Below are 16,257 nucleotides of genomic sequence, written 5' to 3'. Positions count from 1 at the left end.
GAGTCTGTGTGGGGTTCTCGACGACGTCGGGGGGCTGCCCGGTCTATTCGGCCCCCAGGGCGTCGGCACCCGAGACGATCTCAGTGATCTCCTGGGTGATGTCGCCCTGGCGGGCCGCGTTGGCCAGGCGGGTGTAGGTGGTGATGAGGTCCTCGGCGTTGTCCGTGGCCGTGTGCATGGCCTGCTGGCGGCTGGCCAGCTCGGAGGCGGCCGACTGCAGCAGGGCGTTGCGGATGCGCGAGCCCATGTAGCGGGTCAAGAGGGCGTCAAGCACCTCGGAGGGCCCGGGCTCGAACTCATACAACGGCATGGAGCTGCCGCGCTCGGCCTCCAGCTCCTTCTCCAGGGCCTCGTTGCCGGCCTCGTCAAGCTCACCGGCGCCTTCGACGTCGACCACCTTGAGCGGCAGCATACGACGCACCTCGGGGACCTGGGAGATCATCGAGACGTAGCGGGTGAAGACGATGTGGACCTCGGCCACGCCACCGGCCTCGGGCGGCTGGAGGAAGTAGTCCAGGAGAACGGTGGCGACCTCCTCGATGGACTCGTCGCTGGGACGGTCCGACTGTCCGGTCCAGGAGAACTCGATCGGCCTGTCCCGGAAGCTGAAGTAGTTATGGGCGCGTCGGCCGAAGGTGAAGATCACCGGCTCCTTGCCGTCCTTGACCAGCTCCTCGATGAGGCGGCCGGTCTCGCGCAGGATGGTGGCCGAGTAGGCGCCGGCCATGCCGCGGTCGGAGGTGACCACGAGGATCGCCACGCGCTTGGTGTCGGTGCGCTTCTGGGTGATGGGGTGCTCATCAAAGCGGGAGTAGGTCCCCAGTGCGGCCACCGCCTGGCTCAGGGCGTGATCGTAGGGGGAGGCCTCCTGCGCGTTGCGGCGCGCCTGCCCGATCCGGGACGAGGCGATGAGCTCCATCGCCCGGAACACCTTCTGGAGGGTCTGGGTCGATCGAATGCGCTGCTTGTAGACGCGCTGGTTTCCTGCCACGTCAGCCCCTCTTGACCACGAGCTGCTCGGTGGTCCTCTCGGCGGCGGGCTCCTCCTCGGGCTCGGCGACCTGGGCGCCCAGCATCTGCTCACCGGAGGCGAAGGTGCGCCGGAAGGCCTCGACGGCCTTGACCAGGGCATCCTCGGTCTCGTCGGTGAGCTGGCCGGTGGACTCGATGGTGTCGAGGATGTCGGTGTTGCGCCGCAGGTGGTCCAGGAAGGCGGCCTCGAAGGGCAGGACGTCGGAGACGTCGATGTCGTCGAGGTAGCCCTTGGTTCCGGCCCAGACGCTGGCGACCTGCTCGGCCACCGGGTAGGGCGTGTACTGGGGCTGCTTGAGCAGCTCCATGAGGCGCTCACCGCGGGTGAGCTGGGCGCGGGTGGCGGCGTCAAGGTCGGAGGCGAACATGGCGAAGGCCTGCATGGAGCGGTACTGCGCCAGGGTGATCTTGAGGGTTCCGGCGACCTTCTTCATGGCCTTGACCTGGGCGGCGCCGCCCACGCGGGACACAGAGATGCCGACGTCGACGGCGGGGCGCTGGTCGGCGTTGAACAGGTCGGACTGGAGGAAGATCTGCCCGTCGGTGATGGAGATGACGTTGGTGGGGATGTAGGCCGAGACGTCATTGGCCTTGGTCTCGATGATCGGCAGCCCGGTCATGGAGCCCGCCCCCAGCTCGTCGGAGAGCTTGGAGCAGCGCTCCAGCAGGCGCGAGTGGAGGTAGAAGACGTCACCGGGGTAGGCCTCGCGGCCCGGCGGACGGCGCAGCAGCAGGGAGACGGCGCGGTAGGCCTCGGCCTGCTTGGACAGGTCGTCGAAGACGATGAGGACGTGCTTGCCCTGGTACATCCAGTGCTGGCCGATGGCCGAGCCCGTGTAGGGCGACAGGTACTTGAAGCCGGCCGGGTCGGAGGCCGGGGAGGCCACGATGGTGGTGTACTCCAGGGCGCCGCGCTCCTCCAGGGTGGCGCGCACGGCGGCGATGGTGGAGCCCTTCTGGCCGGTGGCCACGTAGATGCAGCGCACCTGCTTGTTCGGGTCGCCGGACTCCCAGGCGCCCTTCTGGTTGAGGATCGTGTCCAGGGCGATGGCGGTCTTGCCGGTCTGGCGGTCGCCGATGATGAGCTGGCGCTGGCCGCGGCCGATCGGGATCATCGAGTCGATGGCCTTGAGCCCGGTCTGGAGGGGCTCATGGACGGACTTGCGGGCCATGACACCGGGGGCCTGGAGTTCCAGGGCGCGGCGTCCTTCGGCCTCGATCTCACCCAGGCCGTCGATGGGCCGGCCCAGCGGGTCGACGACGCGGCCCAGGTAGGCGTCGCCCACGGGCACGGAGAGGACCTCGCCGGTGCGGCGCACGACCTGGCCCTCGTCGATGCCGTCGAAGGAGCCCAGGACGACGGCACCGATCCTGCGGTCCTCGAGGTTCATGGCCAGGCCGGCGGTGCCGTCCTCGAAGGTGAGCAGCTCGTTGGCCATGACGCCGGGCAGGCCCTCGACGTGCGCGATGCCGTCAGCGGCGAAGACGACGTGCCCGACCTCCTCGGCCGCGACCTCGGCGGGCTTGTAGGACTCGGCGAACTCGTTCAGGGCCGAGCGGATCTCCTCGGGCCTGATGGTCAGCTCTGCCATCTCGTCTCCTTGCTGGTTGCGTTCTTGGGGCCGGCGGCGCTGGGCGTGAGCGACGACGGCGCGGTGGGGTGGTGAAGTTGTGGGTCGGTGTGCGATGGCGGGGTTAGCCAGCCAGGCGGGTGCGCAGCTCGGCGACGGCGCTGCGCACGGTGCGGTCCATGACGTAGTTCCTCGTCGAGATGCGGGCTCCGCCGATGACCGCGGAGTCGACCTCGCAGTTGAGCTCGATCCGGGTGCTCAGGCGGCGCTCCAGGATGGTGCGCAGGCGCTCCTCCTGGGCCGAGGTCATGGGGATGGCGGTGACGACGTCGACGATGGTGCGCTGGCGCATCTCGGCGGCCAGCTCGACGACGCGGCGCAGGTTGCGCAACGGACCACCCTCGGCGTGGTGGCGCACGCACCAGTCCACCAGGCTCATGGCGGGGGCGCTGACGTGGGGGGCGAAGACGGCCTCGACCAGGCGGACCCGGGCCTCGGTGCTGGTACGGCGCGAGGGGGTCAGGGCCTCGCGCAGCTCACGGTTGTCGGCGATCTGCTCGTGGACCTCGAAGAGCTGCTGCTCGATCTGCCCCACCGAGCCGTCCGCGTGGGCGCCGGCGAGGATCGCCTCGATGCCCAGGTCGTGGAGGGCGGAGACCAGGTCGACGGCCTTGGACCAGCGGCCACGGACCATGGCACTGAGCAGGTCGACGACGCGCTCGTCCACGGTGCCGGTGAAGAGCCGGCGGGCCAGGGCCACCTTGTCCTCGGCCTCGCGGCCCGGGTCGGTCAGCGGACCGGGCAGCGAGTGGACGGCGACCTGGTGGGCCAGGGCCAGGATCTGACGACCCAGCTCCTGGCCCTCGACGCCCGCGGCCGTGAGCACCGGGCTCCAGGCCTGGCTCACGGTCTCACGGGTGGCGGCAGTTCCTGTTCTCACCGCGTCGCCTCCGCGGTGGAACCGGCGTCGAGTCCCTCGACCGGCTCCATGGTCTCGAGCTCGTCGAGGAAGCGGTCGATGACCCGCTCGGACAGGGCGGTGTCGCTCAGGTGCTCACCGACGATGCGCTCGGCCAAGGTGGAGGCGAGCATGCCGACGTCGGTGCGCAGCGAGATCTGCGCGGCCTGCTTCTCGGCCAGGATCTGACGCTGGGCGCCCTCGACGATGCCGGCGGCCTCCGCCTGGGCGTCGTTGCGGGCCTGGGCGACGATCTCCTTGGCCTCGCTCTGGGCGTTGTCGCGGATGCGGGCGGCCTCGCGACGAGCCTCGTCCACGAGCCGGGCGGCGCGCTTCTCGGCGTCGGCCTGGTCCTGCTTGGCCTTGTCGGCCAGGTCGAGGCCCTCCTGGATGCGGCGCGCCCTCTCGTCCAGGACGGCGTAGAGCCGGGGCAGGGCGAAGCGGCCCACCACCAGGAGGATGAGCAGGAGGACGATCGCCGCCCAGAAGATCTCATAGGCCGGGGGGAGGAGGCTGAACTCCGACTCTCCTCCGTGCCCGCCTTCAGCAGCCAGCGGGAGCATCACTTGATGAGGGGCAGGACGAAGCCGATGAGGCCGAGGGCCTCGACCATGCCCGCGCCGATGATCATGTTGGTGAACAGGCGTCCGGCCACCTCGGGCTGACGGGCCGTGGCCTCCTGGGTCTTGCCAACCATCAGGCCGATGCCGATGCCCGGGCCGAGCGTGGCCAGGCCGTAGCCGACGTATGCGAGCGCGACGGAGGTCATATCTGGTTCCTTCTTTCTGGCGCCGGGTGGCGCAGGTGGGGTCGGTGGAAGAGGCTTGGGGCGACGCGCTGTGGCGTCTAGTGGGCCTCGATGGAGAGCTTGATGTAGACGGCGCTGAGGATGGTGAAGATGTAGGCCTGCAGGACCGCGACGAAGATCTCGAACAGGGTCACCACGATCATGGCGGCGCCGGTGAGGGCGCTGGCCGCCGAGGTCACCTGCAGCTGGTGGAGCAGGATGGTGGTGCCGTAGAAGGTCATCCCCAGCAGCATGTGCCCGGAGACCATGTTGCACAGCAGACGCAGGGTGAGCGTCACCGGCCGCACGATGAAGTTCGAGAGGAACTCGATGGGGGTGATGAGCAGGTACATCGCCTTGGGTAGTCCCGGAGGCATGAGCTGGGAGGCGAAGAAGTGCCCGACCCCCTGCTCCTTGATGCCGGCGCCGATGAAGGTGACGTAGGTCAGGGCCGCGAACACCATGGGGACGGCGACCACTGAGGAGGCGGCGATGTCGAGGCCTGGGATGACGCCGGAGATATTCATGGCGAGTATGCCCAGGAAGAGGGTTCCCAGCAGCGGGGCGAAGCGGCGACCGTTCTTGTTGCCCAGGAGCATGAGAGCCACATTGCTGCGCACGAAGTCGGCGATGATCTCCAGCAGGGCCTGGCCTCGTCCGGGAACCAGCCTGAAGCGGCGGGCGGCGGCCACCCCCAGGATCAGGCACAGGGCCCCACCCATGACCAGGCGGACGAAGGTGAGGCGGTTGAACTGCAGGAGAGTCCCCTCACCGAAGAGCGCCTCGGGGGTGAAGTCCGCGACACCGGGCATGTGCGTGTCCTCCGTGAAGGCGGGCACCGCGGTCACCGCGATGACAGCGACCAGGACGATCAGGAGTACCCAGTACCACAGCGGTTTGACGAACGGCTTGGCGTCAGCCGTCCGCGGCACGGCGTCGGCTGCCGTGCCGTTCTCGGTGACGGTGTTGGTGGACAGGAGTTCCTCCCGATGTCTCTCACGCTTTCGAGGCCCGTCCTGACAGGCCTGCTCATCACAAGCCATGCTAACGCCTCATAGTGGTCTCACGAAGCAATCTGGGGCCTTATCGCGGTCCGTCACAGTCACGACATCCTGCGCGCCCGGCCCCACCCGTCGGTCAGGGGCGGTCCGCAGGCTCATCCTTCTTCGGCTCCACCGCGAGGATTCGCGCCTGCGCCAGGACGGTCGACTCGGCGAACATGCCCACCAGGATCGCCACAATGAGTGAGACCCCAATCACTCTGGTGTCGTATCCCAGGGCTCTTCCTCCCAGGAGCCCCACCGTCAGGAGCGCGATCTTTCCCAGGTAGCCGCCTGCCACCCAGGCCACCAGGCCCCCCGTTTCGGAGCGGACCATACGGTCCAGGAACCACCAGCTCGCGGTCAGGAGCAGCGTCGTCGTCCCTACTGCGGTCAGCAGCGTGCCCAGCGGCTGGGCCACGGCGCCGCGGACTCCGCCGATCAGGCACCACAGGGCCTCGCCGGCCACGATGACGACGGCGGACACGGAGAGGATTCGGCGCAGCCGCGCTGAGGCCTCGCGCAGTGCCCGGGCGTTAGTAGGGGGCGCCTCGCTCACTGGCGTGTCCTTTCAGAGGGGCCGGGCGACGCCTGCAGGGCGATCCCATGCGGCGCCTGTCCCTCGGCCGGGCGCGTCACCTCACCGGTCCCCGAGACGTTGCGGGAGATGACGATCCGATGCTCCTGACGGTCGCGGCGACGGCGCAGCGCCGAGCGCAGGCCGTGGCGCACTCCGGGCATGAGGTCGACGGTGACGACGAAGGCGAACAGCACCGAGATGGCGAGCCCCGCCAGCACCCAGGGCAGGGGGAAGAAGGCCATGGCGGCCACGGGGAAGGAGGCGACGGCCGTCCACAGGTACATCACCAGCACCGCGCGGCGGTGGGAGTGCCCGGCGGCCAGCAGCCGATGGTGCATGTGCATGCGGTCGGGGTGGGTGGGGCTCAGTCCCTTCCGGGCGCGGCGCACGATCGCCATGATCATGTCGGTCAGGGGCAGCAGGAGCACCGCCAACGGCAGGAGGATCGGCATGAAGGCCGGCAGGGCGCGCGAGCCGTCGAAGCTGCCCGGGTCGATCTGCCCGGTGACGATGATGGTGGAGGCGGCCGAGACCAGTCCCAGCTGCATCGCCCCGGAGTCGCCCATGAAGATGGTGGCGGGGTTGAAGTTGTGGGGCAGGAAGCCCACACACACGCCGATGAGCGCGGCCACGATGGTGGCGGCCAGGGAGCTGTAGGAGCCCGGGCTCGTGGCGCGGGTGAGGACGTAGGTGTACAGGAAGAAGGCGGTCGAGCCGATCCCGATGATGCCGGCCGCCAGCCCGTCGAGTCCGTCGACGAAGTTGACGGCGTTGATGGCGGCCACCACGACGATGACGGTGGAGACCAGGGACAGGCGTGAGGAGCCGATCGTCAGTCCCGCCACGGGGAAGGTGAGGAGCTGGACGCCCTGCCAGGCCATGACGCCGGCGGCCAGGATCTGGCCGGCGAGCTTGGTCATCCAGTCCAGCTCCCACAGGTCGTCGACGACGCCGAGCAGGCACACCAGTCCCGCACCCAGGACCACCGCCCAGGCGCTGGAGTCGATGACGTCGGAGAGGTAGGGGATGGTGGAGGCCACGGAGATCGCGGAGAACAGGCCGAAGAACATGGCCACGCCGCCCAGGCGCGGGATGGGCGTGGAGTGGACGTCGCGGGCCCGCACGGGGGTGAGCGCGTCCCCCACCAGGGCGATGTGCCGGATGATCGGGACGGCCACGTAGGTGGTCGCGGCGGCAATGGCCATGACCAGGAGGTAGACCTTCACGCGCCCGCCCCCGTCCTGTCGCGCGCCGCCCCTGCCGTCCCTTCGGACAGGGCGACGCCGGCCACCCGTTCCAGGTCCTCGTGCGCTAAAGCCCCCTGGCGCAGGATCCGGGGGGTGCGGGCGTACGCCCCGGCGAGGGTGACGATGGTGGAGGGAACCGGTCCGGGGGTGGCGCCGCCGTCGAGCAGCAGGATGTCCTCGCGCCGGGCGGCGCCGGCGCTACCCGGCGCGAGCTCTTCGAGGTCCCGGACCCGTCCGGGGAAGGCGGCCCGGGCGGAGGCGGCGTCAGTGGCGGGCGGGGAGGCGGTGGGGTTGGCGGAGGTGACGGCCAGCGGGCCGCTGCGGCGCAGGAGACTCAGGGCGAGCTCGTGGGCGGGCATGCGCACGGCGAGGGTGCCGCCGGTCTCCCCCAGGTCCCAGGTCAGGGTCTCGTCGGCCTCCAGGATGAGGGTCAGTGCGCCCGGCCAGAAGGCCTCCATGAGGGCGCGGGCGGCCTCCGGCACCCGGGCCACGATCCCGCTCAGGTCGGCGGGGTCGGCCACGAGGACCGGCGGGGGCATCTGGCGTCCGCGCCCCTTGGCGGCCAGCAGCCGCTCGACCGCCCCGGCGTCGGCGGCGTTGCACCCGATGCCGTAGACGGTGTCCGTGGGCAGGATGACGAGCCCGCCTGCGCGCAGGTGCTCGCAGGCCGGTTGGAGAGGGTCGGGGTGGGGATGAGCGGTGCTCGCGGAGGGCTGCGGGGGTTGGCTCACGTCCTGCATCCTGCCACGGATCGGGTCGGCGGCGGGACAGTGCGGCGGTGTGGGCCCGGACGCGATGCCGGACCGTCACCTGACCGGGCTGCTGCTCACCCGCACGCCCCCGGTTCGTTGCCAGGACGAGCCCAGGACTGGCCCGATTCCTAGACGATGCGGCGGGCCACGGCCCAGCGGGTGAGCTCGTTGCGGTTGGACAGCTGGAGCTTGCGCAGGACCGCGGAGACGTGGGTCTCGACGGTCTTGACCGAGATGAACAGCTCGGAGGCGCACTCCTTGTAGGTGTAGCCGCGGGCGATGAGCCGCATTACCTCCCGCTCGCGCGCCGAGAGGCGGTCGAGCTCGGTGTCGGCCACGGCCACCTCGCCCGCTCCGGCGCCGAAGGCGTCCAGGACGAATCCGGCCAGGCGCGGGGAGAAGGCGGCGTCTCCGGCGGCCACGCGCCGCACGGCCTGGGCCAGGTCCGCGGTGGAGATCGCCTTGGTGACGTAGCCGCGGGCGCCGGCCCGGATGACGCCGACGACGTCGTCGCTGGCGTCCGAGACGCTCAGGGCCAGGAAGCGCGTCTCGGGGACGTCGTGGCAGGAGGCGACGACCTCGGCCCCTCCCCCGCCGTTGCCTCCGGGCAGGTGGACGTCGAGCAGGACGACGTCGGGCCGCAGGGCGTGGACGGCGGCGATGGCGCCCTCGACGTCGTCGGCCTCGGCGATGACGTCCAGGTCGGGGGCGTGGGCGGTCAGCTCGGAGCGCACCCCGGAGCGGACCAGGGCGTGGTCGTCGACGACCAGGACCCGCAGGGACGCGCTCGGCTCAGCGGACTGGTGGTGGTCTGTGGTGGTACCGGCGGGCGTGTCAGCCATGGGGTCTTCCTGGTGGTGACGTGGGGGTGATGAAGGATGAAGGGGCTTGAGTGGGGCCGAAGGAGATGGGAGCAACGATAGACGGCTCAGTGGGCTCGCACGGGGAGAGTCAGCGCCACCTCGGTACCGGTGGACATGCGGCGCACCCGGGCGCTGCCGCCGTGGCGCTCCATGCGGGCGATGATGGACTCGCGCACGCCGTGGCGGTCCTCGGCGATGGCGTCCAGGTCGAAGCCGGGGCCATGATCGCGCACGAACACCTCCAGGCCCTCCTCGCCGGCCTCCACGTAGAGGGAGACCGGCGGGGCGCCGTGGCGCACCGCGTTGGACAGGGCCTCGCGGGCGGCGGCGACGATGACCTCGGTGTCGCGGTCGGGGGCCCGGTCGCCCACGCACACGGCGTCGACGGCCACGCCGTAGCGGTCCTCGATCTCACCGGCCAGGTCGGTGAAGGCGTCGGCCACGGAGGTGCCCGGCGCGGGACGGTCGGTGTAGAGCCAGGCGCGCAGCTCGCGCTCCTGGGAGCGGGCCAGGCGGGCCACCGTCTCGGGCTCGTCGGCGCGCTTGCGGATGAGGGTGAGGGTCTGGAGGACGGAGTCGTGCAGGTGGGCGGCGATGTCGGCGCGCTCGGCCTCGCGGATCTCGGCGGCGCGGGTGTCGGCCAGGGCCCGGTTGGTCCGCAGCCACAGGGGCGCCAGGACCACGCCGATGCCCGCCACGAGCGCCCCGCCGGTGACGAGCCCGGAGATGAGCTTGTAGGGGGTGCTGTCCGCAGCCACCCACACCAGGATGCCGACGACGGCCAGGCACACCCCGCCCGCGACCCGCACAACAGCGCTCAGGTTGCGGTCCGTGCCGACGAGGTTGTCCATCTGCGACCAGGCCAGGGCCGCCCCGGCGATGACGACGACGATGACTCCCACCGCCCCGATCCGGTCCAGCAGCCCGAAGCGCCAGAAGGCCAGGAACAGGGCCGCCAGGAGGAGCGCGCCGCCGTCGATGACCGTCTGTGACAAGCCCAGGACGGCTCCGCCGTCGACCCTGCGTTCTGCGGCGCCTCTCCCACCTCTGAGGCGGGCCGCCAGGCGGGCACGAGAGGCCGCCAAGCCGGACTCCTCTCCTGCCGGGCCGTTCTCCCCGGAGAGGGTCGCCCACAGCAGGGCGTAGAGCAGGGCACCCGCGCCGCCGCCGAGGGCGAGGACGACCATGGCCGCACGGACGTATCGCACGGGGACGCCCAGATGGAGGCTCAGTCCCGCGCAGACGCCGGCGATGCGGGCGGGGCGGCGCATACGGGCGGTCTCGACGGACACGTCGGCCGGAGCCGGCCCCAGGTGGTGGGGCAGACGACGCAGAGGGGGGCGTCGCTGCAGCTGGCGCGGGGGGCTCCAGGAGGACGCCGGCCCGCCGGCGGTCGGCCCGGGCTGCGCGCCCCACTGCTGAGCTGTCGTCATGGCACCATCGTGGCACGTCAGGGTCGCCGTTCCGATTGTCCTCCGGGAGATTCGGGGGACAATCCGGGATCATTCAGGGGTTCCCCTGATCGTGCTGCAGGCCTGGGGCGCGAAGAATTGTTGACATGAACGACAAGCCTGCTTCCCCGTCTGACGGTGACTCTCCCACCGGCTCCGATTCCTCTGGCTCCTCCGCATCCTCCTCCCCTGCCGACTCCCACGGCGCCGGCGGCACCCAGCGCGACTCCCAGCAGAGTTCGCAGTACGGCCCGCAGTACGAACCGCAGCCGGGCCCCGCGCCCTCCTTCCAGCAGTACGGAGGCCCCCAGCCGGGGCCTCAGAGCGAATCCACCCACCGCTTCTTCGACTCCCTGCGCGGCTCGGGACTCATGCGCACCAATGAGCGCTGGGTGGCGGGCGTGGCCGGTGGCGTGGCCTACCGCTTCGGCCTGGATCCCACCCTGGTGCGTTGCATGTGGGTGGTGCTCTCGCTCTTCGTCGGTGTCGGACTGGTCCTCTACGGGCTGGCCTGGGCCCTCCTGCCCGAGGAGTCCGATGGGCGCATCCACCTGGAGGAGGCCTTCTCCGGCCGTTTCAACGCGGGCCTGGCGGGCGCCATCGGTATGACGGTCATCGGCATGTCGACGTTCGACAACGGCTTCATCCCCAGCTGGTACATCCATGGGGCGGGGATCGCCGCCGCCATGTGGCCCCTGTTCTGGCTGGGGCTGTTCATCCTGGGCATGGTCTTCCTCATCCGCCGCGCCCAGGACCGGCGCGCGAGCCGGAAGGCCGCTCGAGGTCCTCAGGGCCCCCAGCCCTGGCAGACCTCGGCGGCGGGCTCCGCATCGGCCTGGGACTCCTCGGTGCCCGGCGCCGGCGCCCCGACCTTCAACCACCTGACCGGCGCCCCGAGCTGGCAGAGCCGCTCCTACCGGCAGTACCCGCCTTACCAGCAGGCCCCCATGCCGGCCCGCCCGGCGCGCCCGCGCCGTCCCGGACCTGGTTCCTCACTGTCGCTGGCGTTCCTGGGCCTGGGGCTCCTGGCCGGGGCGGGCACCTGGTACGCCACGGCGACTCACCGTATCGGTCTGCTCCAGGGGCAGTTCCTCCTCATCGGTACCCTGGTCGCCCTCCTGGGAGCGGGCATCGTCGCCAGTGGACTGCGTCGTCGGCACGGCGGCTGGATGACGGTGCTGGGCTGGCCGGTCCTGTTCGTCGTGGCGATCCCCGCTCTGGCCACCGCCTCGATCGTCCCCACGAGCCTGGCCCGCATGCCCTTCGAGACCCTCAAGAACTCGACCACCGCCGCCTCGAGCACGGTGACCTGGAATGAGCTGACGGCGTCGGCCAGCGGCGGCAGCGTCAGCCGCAGCAAGAACATCGGTGACCTCACCCTGGATCTGCGCGGCATGCCCGCCGAGGAGGCCGGCAAGCTCTCCACCGTCACCGCCCATCTCGACGTCGGGACCCTGCGCATCAAGACCGACACCAACCAGCGGGTGACGGTCAAGGCCGACGTCGACATGGGGGCGATCGACTCACAGGTCTCCCGGGCCTGGACCATCGACGGCCGGCAGATGGATCAGAACAACGAGGGCCCACGTCGCTATGACGTGACCGGCAAGAGCATCTCCACCTACGCCAGCTCCAGCGGCGGTCTGAGTATCAAACGTACCCTGGCCTCCCCCGGCAGCGATGACGGGCGGCAGCAGATCACCATCAACGCCTCAGTGGACACCGGGACGATCGACATCGAGGAGCGCAGCAGCACCGTCTCCTGGTACGGCAGCACCAACGAGCCCGTGTGGATCGTCAGCGCCTGGTACGACGAGAAGGGTGATGCCCACGGCGACGACCTGCCGGTTCCGGGTATGAACCACCAGGCCATCACGGCCGATGAGGCCGAGACCTGCATCCGCACGGCCCACGAGAGCGTGAACGAGGACAACCGCAGCGAGGACGTCGGCTGGGGCAACCTGTCCGACCTGACCTCCGCGGAGCGCACCTCCTACGACTCCTGCGTGCAGAAGACCTTGTCCGGGCAGGGCGCCGCGCAGCCCAGTGCGACCCCGAGTCCCTCCGGATCGGCCGCTCCGACACCGTCCCCGGCTGCCACCAAGCAGTCCGCCACGGCCACCCCGACAGCCGGGTGATCGCGCCCGCGCCCGCGCACCGGCCTCAGCCACCAGAACTCTTCCCCGGGCGTGCCCCGGCCCCACCCAAGGAGACCCCCAATGAGCAGCACCTCTTCCACGACGTCGCCCGACGACGCCGGCAGCAACAGCACCGAGGCGACCGGCGAGGACGCCACGAGGCCCTTCCCGGCCACCGGCGACACCCGACCACTCACCATGCCGCTTCCCACGTCCGACGGTGTCGCTACTGATGTCCTGAGCACCGAAGGCGCACCAGGCGGCACCGATCAGGTCGCCCGTACCGACGATGCCGACGCTAAGAGCAAGGCGGAAGCGCCAACCGATGCACCCACCTCTCCGGCCGCGAGCTCAGCCCAGAACCAGAACGGATTCTCCACCGCCTTCGATACCGATCCCTTCGGACGGGAAGGTAAGAACGGCAAGGGCCGCGTCACGTCCGCGGACTCGGCACCCGCGTCATCGACGTCGAGCCCGGTGTGGAGCGCCGGGACAGTCACTGACCGGGACCGGCCGCAGAAGCCCCAGGACATCAAGGGCTCCACGCTCCTGTGGGGGGCCTTCCTGCTCCTGGTGGGAGGGCTGCTCATCGCGGCGGGCCTGGGGCTGCGCTTCGACTTCACGACGACGGCCATCGCCTGCCTGGCGGGCCTGGGGGGCCTGCTCGTCGTCGCCGCCCTCATTCCCAAGGGGCGCCGCAGCATCAAGCCCTGATCCGCTGACATTCACCCCGTACCCACTCGATCGAGCCGCGAGGACGCACCTCAGGGCCCGCCGACTGCACCTCCACGGTGCGGCCGCGAGACCCAATGTGCGTCCTCGCGGCGTACGATGTCTTGGAGAACTCACCGGAACCGAGAACCTCCACCACTGCGACGGATGACGAGGGACATCGATGGTTGAGACAGCATTCTCCGTACTCATGAGCCTCATCCTGAGCATGACCGGCATCCTGCTCGTGGTGCTGGGACGCCGGATGGCGCAGCGCAGGCTCCCGCCGAGCTCGTGGGCGGGAGTGCGCTACGAGATCGCGCTGCGCTCGGAGGAGAACTGGTACACGATGCAGGCCCGGTGCGCGACGGCGACCATGGGACTGGGCGTGGTCCTCCTCGACTCGGCTGTCCTCTTCGCCATTCAGGCGGCCCTGCCCGCGACGATCTCGATCCTGATCCCCCTGGTCCTCACGCTGGTGCAGACGGTTGCCGGCATCGCGTTCCTTCACGTTCAGGCCCACAGGTGCGCTGTGGCGCTGACGCAGAGCGCATAGGTCGGCTCCCCCACTCACTGACGCGGGTGAGGGAGCCGGTCGGGAGTGGTCGACATCAGGGCTGGGGCGCTCAGCCCTGGTAGACGATCTTGGCCTTGACGTCGTCGACGGCCTCCTCGCCCAGGTAGTGGCGCACGATCTCCAGGCCGAAGTCGATGGCGGTGCCCATGCCGCGGGAGGTGATGACGGGGCCGTCCGTCACGACAGCGGCCTGACTGACCTGCGCACCGTGCTCGGCGAGCACGCCCACGAAGCCGGGGTTCGACGTCGCCTGGCGGCCCTCGAGCAGGCCCAGCTCGGCCAGGATCGAGGGGGCGGCGCAGATCGCGGCCACGGGCCGACCGGCACGCACCCGCTCAGTGACCGCGGCCATGAGGGGATCGATGGCCTTGAGGTTGGGGGTGCCGGGGATGCCGCCGGGCAGGACGAGCATGTCGTAGTCGGCCAGGTTCGCCTCGGACAGGGTGAGGTCGCAGGTGACGACGATGTTGTGGGAGGAGACGACGGCCCGCTCGGGGGTCACCGAGATCATCGTCGTGGGGATGCCGGCGCGGAAGAGGATGTCCACGGTCGCCAGCGCCTCGACCTCCTCCAGCCCGGGCGCGATGAAGACGGCGACGGTCTTGTCGGTCCTCTGGTCAGTGGGCGTGTGGAAAGCGGGCATGTCTCCTCCAGGAAGGTCGGCTCAGGTCAGTACGGCTGCCACTATCACCCTACGCGCCGGCCACCGGTGGCAGGAACCGTATGGGCTCATCCGCACTGATCGGCAGCTCGACGCCGGGAGTAGTCTAAGTCGATCATTGTCGGCTGCGGCTCGCTCCGACAGCTCAAGCAGCATCGGGAGGCGAACGATGGCGTGGTGCACGGCAGCCCTGTGCGCAGCCGTTCTCGCTGTGATCGTCTGCAGTGCGCTCCTGTTCCACTACCGACGCTCTCTGCAACGCACCCGGGGAGAGCTCGCCCGCCTTCGCACCTTCCATGAGGAAAGGATGCGGCGCCCCAATGTCCTGTCTCATGAGCTACGCACACCCCTGACCGTCGTACGCGGCGCTGCCGAGCTGCTCCTCGATGAGAGTGCCGGCCCTCTCAACCCCGACCAGAAACGCTTCATTCAGACCATCGCGGAGAACTCCAACCAGGTGATCGACATGGCCTCCGACCTCCTGGCAGAAGCCAGCCTGGAGTCCGATCTATTCAATCTGCGCCTGGAGTGGACTGAGATGCGTCAGCTGGTGCGCGAGTGCGTTGCTCAGTTACGCCGGGTTCACAATGCTTCCATCCGCTTGGACAACCACGGGGCGCCGCTGCGCATTCAAGTGGACCCTCGCCTGATGGGGCAGGCCGTCACGAACGTTGTCAACAACGCCGCCCGACACGCAGGCGAAGGCGTCTCCATCCTGGTGCGCATCACTGAATCCGAAGAAACCGTCACCATATCCGTTTCCGATAACGGCACAGGCATGACCCCGGAAGACCGGGCTTTACTGTTCACTCCCTTCGCCACCGGAGGTTCCCGACGCCCGGGCACCGGATTGGGAATGATGATCACCCAACGCATCGTCGAGCTCCATGGCGGAAAAGTCCTCGTCGACACCATCTCTCGAAAAGGAACAACTGTGTTTCTCACTCTTCCACGCACGTGGCGGGAACCCGACCACAAGGAGGCGATGACCAGTGAATGACACGATCCAGTCAGCAGGCGCGCCCCAGGTTCTCGTCGTCGACGACGAACCACAGATCCTGATGATCATGCGCTTCGCCCTCGAAACAGCGGGTTTCGCTGTTGTCACCGCGACCGATGGCGCACAGGCATGGTCCACCTTCAAACAGCGTCGCTTCGATCTCGTGGTTCTTGACCTCATGATACCGGTGGTCTCCGGAGTCGCCGTGGCTGAACGCATCCGAGGCATCTCCGATGTACCCATCATGATGATCACCGCGCTGTCTGACGAGCCGGACCGGATCCGCGGGCTGGAAGCAGGAGCCGACGACTACGTCACCAAGCCGTTCAGTCCCCGCGAGCTCACGTTGCGAGCCCAGGCCCTCGTACGCAGATGGCACGGCCGCCACTCCCCTGCGCTTTCCAACGGAGACCTGATGATCGATACCGCCTCGCACCGGGTCCATCTCCATGGTTCGGCGCTGGACATGTCCGACACCGAGGTGAGGTTCTTGGAGGTCCTTGCCCGCAACATCGGGCACGTGGTGACATACACAGACCTGCTCAGCCAGGTCTGGGGCACAGAGGACCACAGCGGCGGCAAGGACATGATCAAGACCACCGCCTACAGGGTGCGGCGCTCTCTGGGTGAGGACGGCAGGAGGTACATCCACTCGGTGCGAGGGGAGGGCTACACCATGCCCCGCCTGGCGGAGAGCACATCTGGCGACGCGGCAGGACCGCATCCTGCAGCTGCTTCACCCACCACACCATGATGGTGACGGCGGTGTTACCAACCGTTACTTCCCGACACCTCAATGGCCTCCGACACCAGAGATGATGAGGGCGCCCGGTGGGACGCCATGCATCAAAGACCTCCCGCCACCCGATCCCACTTGATTCAAAGGAGA

17 protein-coding genes are annotated in these 16,257 nt (G+C 69.4%); 5 read left to right on the top strand and 12 right to left on the bottom strand.

Annotated elements, in window-relative coordinates; translation table 11 throughout:
• Positions 1-43: 43 nt before the first annotated feature.
• The 11 genes from BKH32_RS09405 to BKH32_RS09355 all read right to left on the bottom strand — a co-directional run bounded on the left by BKH32_RS09405 (position 44) and on the right by BKH32_RS09355 (position 10,263).
• Positions 44-991 carry a F0F1 ATP synthase subunit gamma gene (locus BKH32_RS09405; RefSeq protein ID WP_070661188.1) on the bottom strand — a complete coding sequence of 316 codons (948 nt, stop codon included), beginning with the start codon at positions 989-991 and terminating at the stop codon, positions 44-46.
• A gap of 1 nt (position 992) precedes the next feature.
• Entirely contained in the window at positions 993-2,624 is a 1,632-nt protein-coding gene (gene atpA, locus BKH32_RS09400; protein WP_075249777.1) for a F0F1 ATP synthase subunit alpha, read from the bottom strand.
• A gap of 103 nt (positions 2,625-2,727) precedes the next feature.
• Positions 2,728-3,543 (bottom strand): F0F1 ATP synthase subunit delta, encoded by an 816-nt coding sequence (locus BKH32_RS09395; RefSeq protein ID WP_075249776.1) that lies wholly within the window; start codon positions 3,541-3,543, stop codon positions 2,728-2,730.
• On the bottom strand, positions 3,540-4,124 hold the full coding sequence (locus BKH32_RS09390; RefSeq protein ID WP_075249775.1) for a F0F1 ATP synthase subunit B: 585 nt from the start codon (positions 4,122-4,124) through the stop codon (positions 3,540-3,542). Before BKH32_RS09390 ends, BKH32_RS09395 begins: the two co-directional genes overlap by 4 nt.
• A complete protein-coding gene (atpE, locus tag BKH32_RS09385; RefSeq protein WP_075249774.1) occupies positions 4,124-4,330 on the bottom strand; it encodes an ATP synthase F0 subunit C in 207 nt (68 codons plus the stop codon). Before atpE ends, BKH32_RS09390 begins: the two co-directional genes overlap by 1 nt.
• A 77-nt stretch (positions 4,331-4,407) precedes the next feature.
• A complete protein-coding gene (gene atpB / locus BKH32_RS09380; protein WP_081376769.1) occupies positions 4,408-5,391 on the bottom strand; it encodes a F0F1 ATP synthase subunit A in 984 nt (327 codons plus the stop codon).
• A 94-nt stretch (positions 5,392-5,485) separates the two neighbouring features.
• Positions 5,486-5,947, bottom strand: coding sequence for a pseudouridine synthase (locus BKH32_RS09375; RefSeq protein ID WP_075249773.1), 462 nt, complete (start codon positions 5,945-5,947; stop codon positions 5,486-5,488).
• Positions 5,944-7,194, bottom strand: a complete 1,251-nt coding sequence (locus BKH32_RS09370) for an MraY family glycosyltransferase (RefSeq protein ID WP_075249772.1) — start codon at positions 7,192-7,194, stop codon at positions 5,944-5,946. The genes BKH32_RS09375 and BKH32_RS09370 overlap by 4 nt, the downstream gene beginning before the upstream one ends.
• Positions 7,191-7,955, bottom strand: a complete 765-nt coding sequence (locus BKH32_RS09365) for an L-threonylcarbamoyladenylate synthase (RefSeq protein ID WP_075249771.1) — start codon at positions 7,953-7,955, stop codon at positions 7,191-7,193. The genes BKH32_RS09370 and BKH32_RS09365 overlap by 4 nt, the downstream gene beginning before the upstream one ends.
• 140 nt (positions 7,956-8,095) lie before the next feature.
• Positions 8,096-8,809, bottom strand: a complete 714-nt coding sequence (locus tag BKH32_RS09360; RefSeq protein ID WP_075249770.1) for a response regulator — start codon at positions 8,807-8,809, stop codon at positions 8,096-8,098.
• A gap of 86 nt (positions 8,810-8,895) precedes the next feature.
• The gene (locus BKH32_RS09355; protein ID WP_430383797.1) at positions 8,896-10,263 is read right to left on the bottom strand and encodes an ATP-binding protein; all 1,368 of its coding nucleotides are present in this window, start codon (positions 10,261-10,263) and stop codon (positions 8,896-8,898) included.
• A gap of 125 nt (positions 10,264-10,388) precedes the next feature.
• On the opposite strand from BKH32_RS09355, the gene BKH32_RS09350 reads away from it, so the two are divergent.
• The 3 genes from BKH32_RS09350 (at position 10,389) to BKH32_RS09340 (ending at position 13,686) form a co-directional block, all read left to right on the top strand.
• Entirely contained in the window at positions 10,389-12,419 is a 2,031-nt protein-coding gene (locus BKH32_RS09350) for a PspC domain-containing protein (RefSeq protein ID WP_075249769.1), read from the top strand.
• Between the two features lie 81 nt (positions 12,420-12,500).
• Positions 12,501-13,133, top strand: a complete 633-nt coding sequence (locus BKH32_RS09345; RefSeq protein ID WP_075249768.1) for a hypothetical protein — start codon at positions 12,501-12,503, stop codon at positions 13,131-13,133.
• A gap of 181 nt (positions 13,134-13,314) precedes the next feature.
• Entirely contained in the window at positions 13,315-13,686 is a 372-nt protein-coding gene (locus BKH32_RS09340) for an SdpI family protein (protein ID WP_075249767.1), read from the top strand.
• 70 nt (positions 13,687-13,756) lie between these two features.
• Here the strand turns inward: BKH32_RS09340 and BKH32_RS09335 are convergent, their stop codons facing one another.
• Complete coding sequence (locus tag BKH32_RS09335; protein WP_075249766.1) at positions 13,757-14,350, bottom strand: DJ-1 family glyoxalase III; 594 nt, start codon at positions 14,348-14,350, stop codon at positions 13,757-13,759.
• Between the two features lie 325 nt (positions 14,351-14,675).
• On the opposite strand from BKH32_RS09335, the gene BKH32_RS09330 reads away from it, so the two are divergent.
• Positions 14,676-15,368 (top strand): sensor histidine kinase, encoded by a 693-nt coding sequence (locus tag BKH32_RS09330; RefSeq protein ID WP_252862861.1) that lies wholly within the window; start codon positions 14,676-14,678, stop codon positions 15,366-15,368.
• On the top strand, positions 15,361-16,122 hold the full coding sequence (locus BKH32_RS09325; RefSeq protein WP_256691518.1) for a response regulator transcription factor: 762 nt from the start codon (positions 15,361-15,363) through the stop codon (positions 16,120-16,122). Before BKH32_RS09330 ends, BKH32_RS09325 begins: the two co-directional genes overlap by 8 nt.
• Positions 16,123-16,257 lie beyond the last annotated feature (135 nt).

The organism is Actinomyces oris, assembly GCF_001929375.1.
Lineage (GTDB): Bacteria > Actinomycetota > Actinomycetes > Actinomycetales > Actinomycetaceae > Actinomyces > Actinomyces oris_B.
Note: the sequence above shows the minus strand (reverse complement) of the source record. Positions and strands in the feature narration are given on the sequence as shown.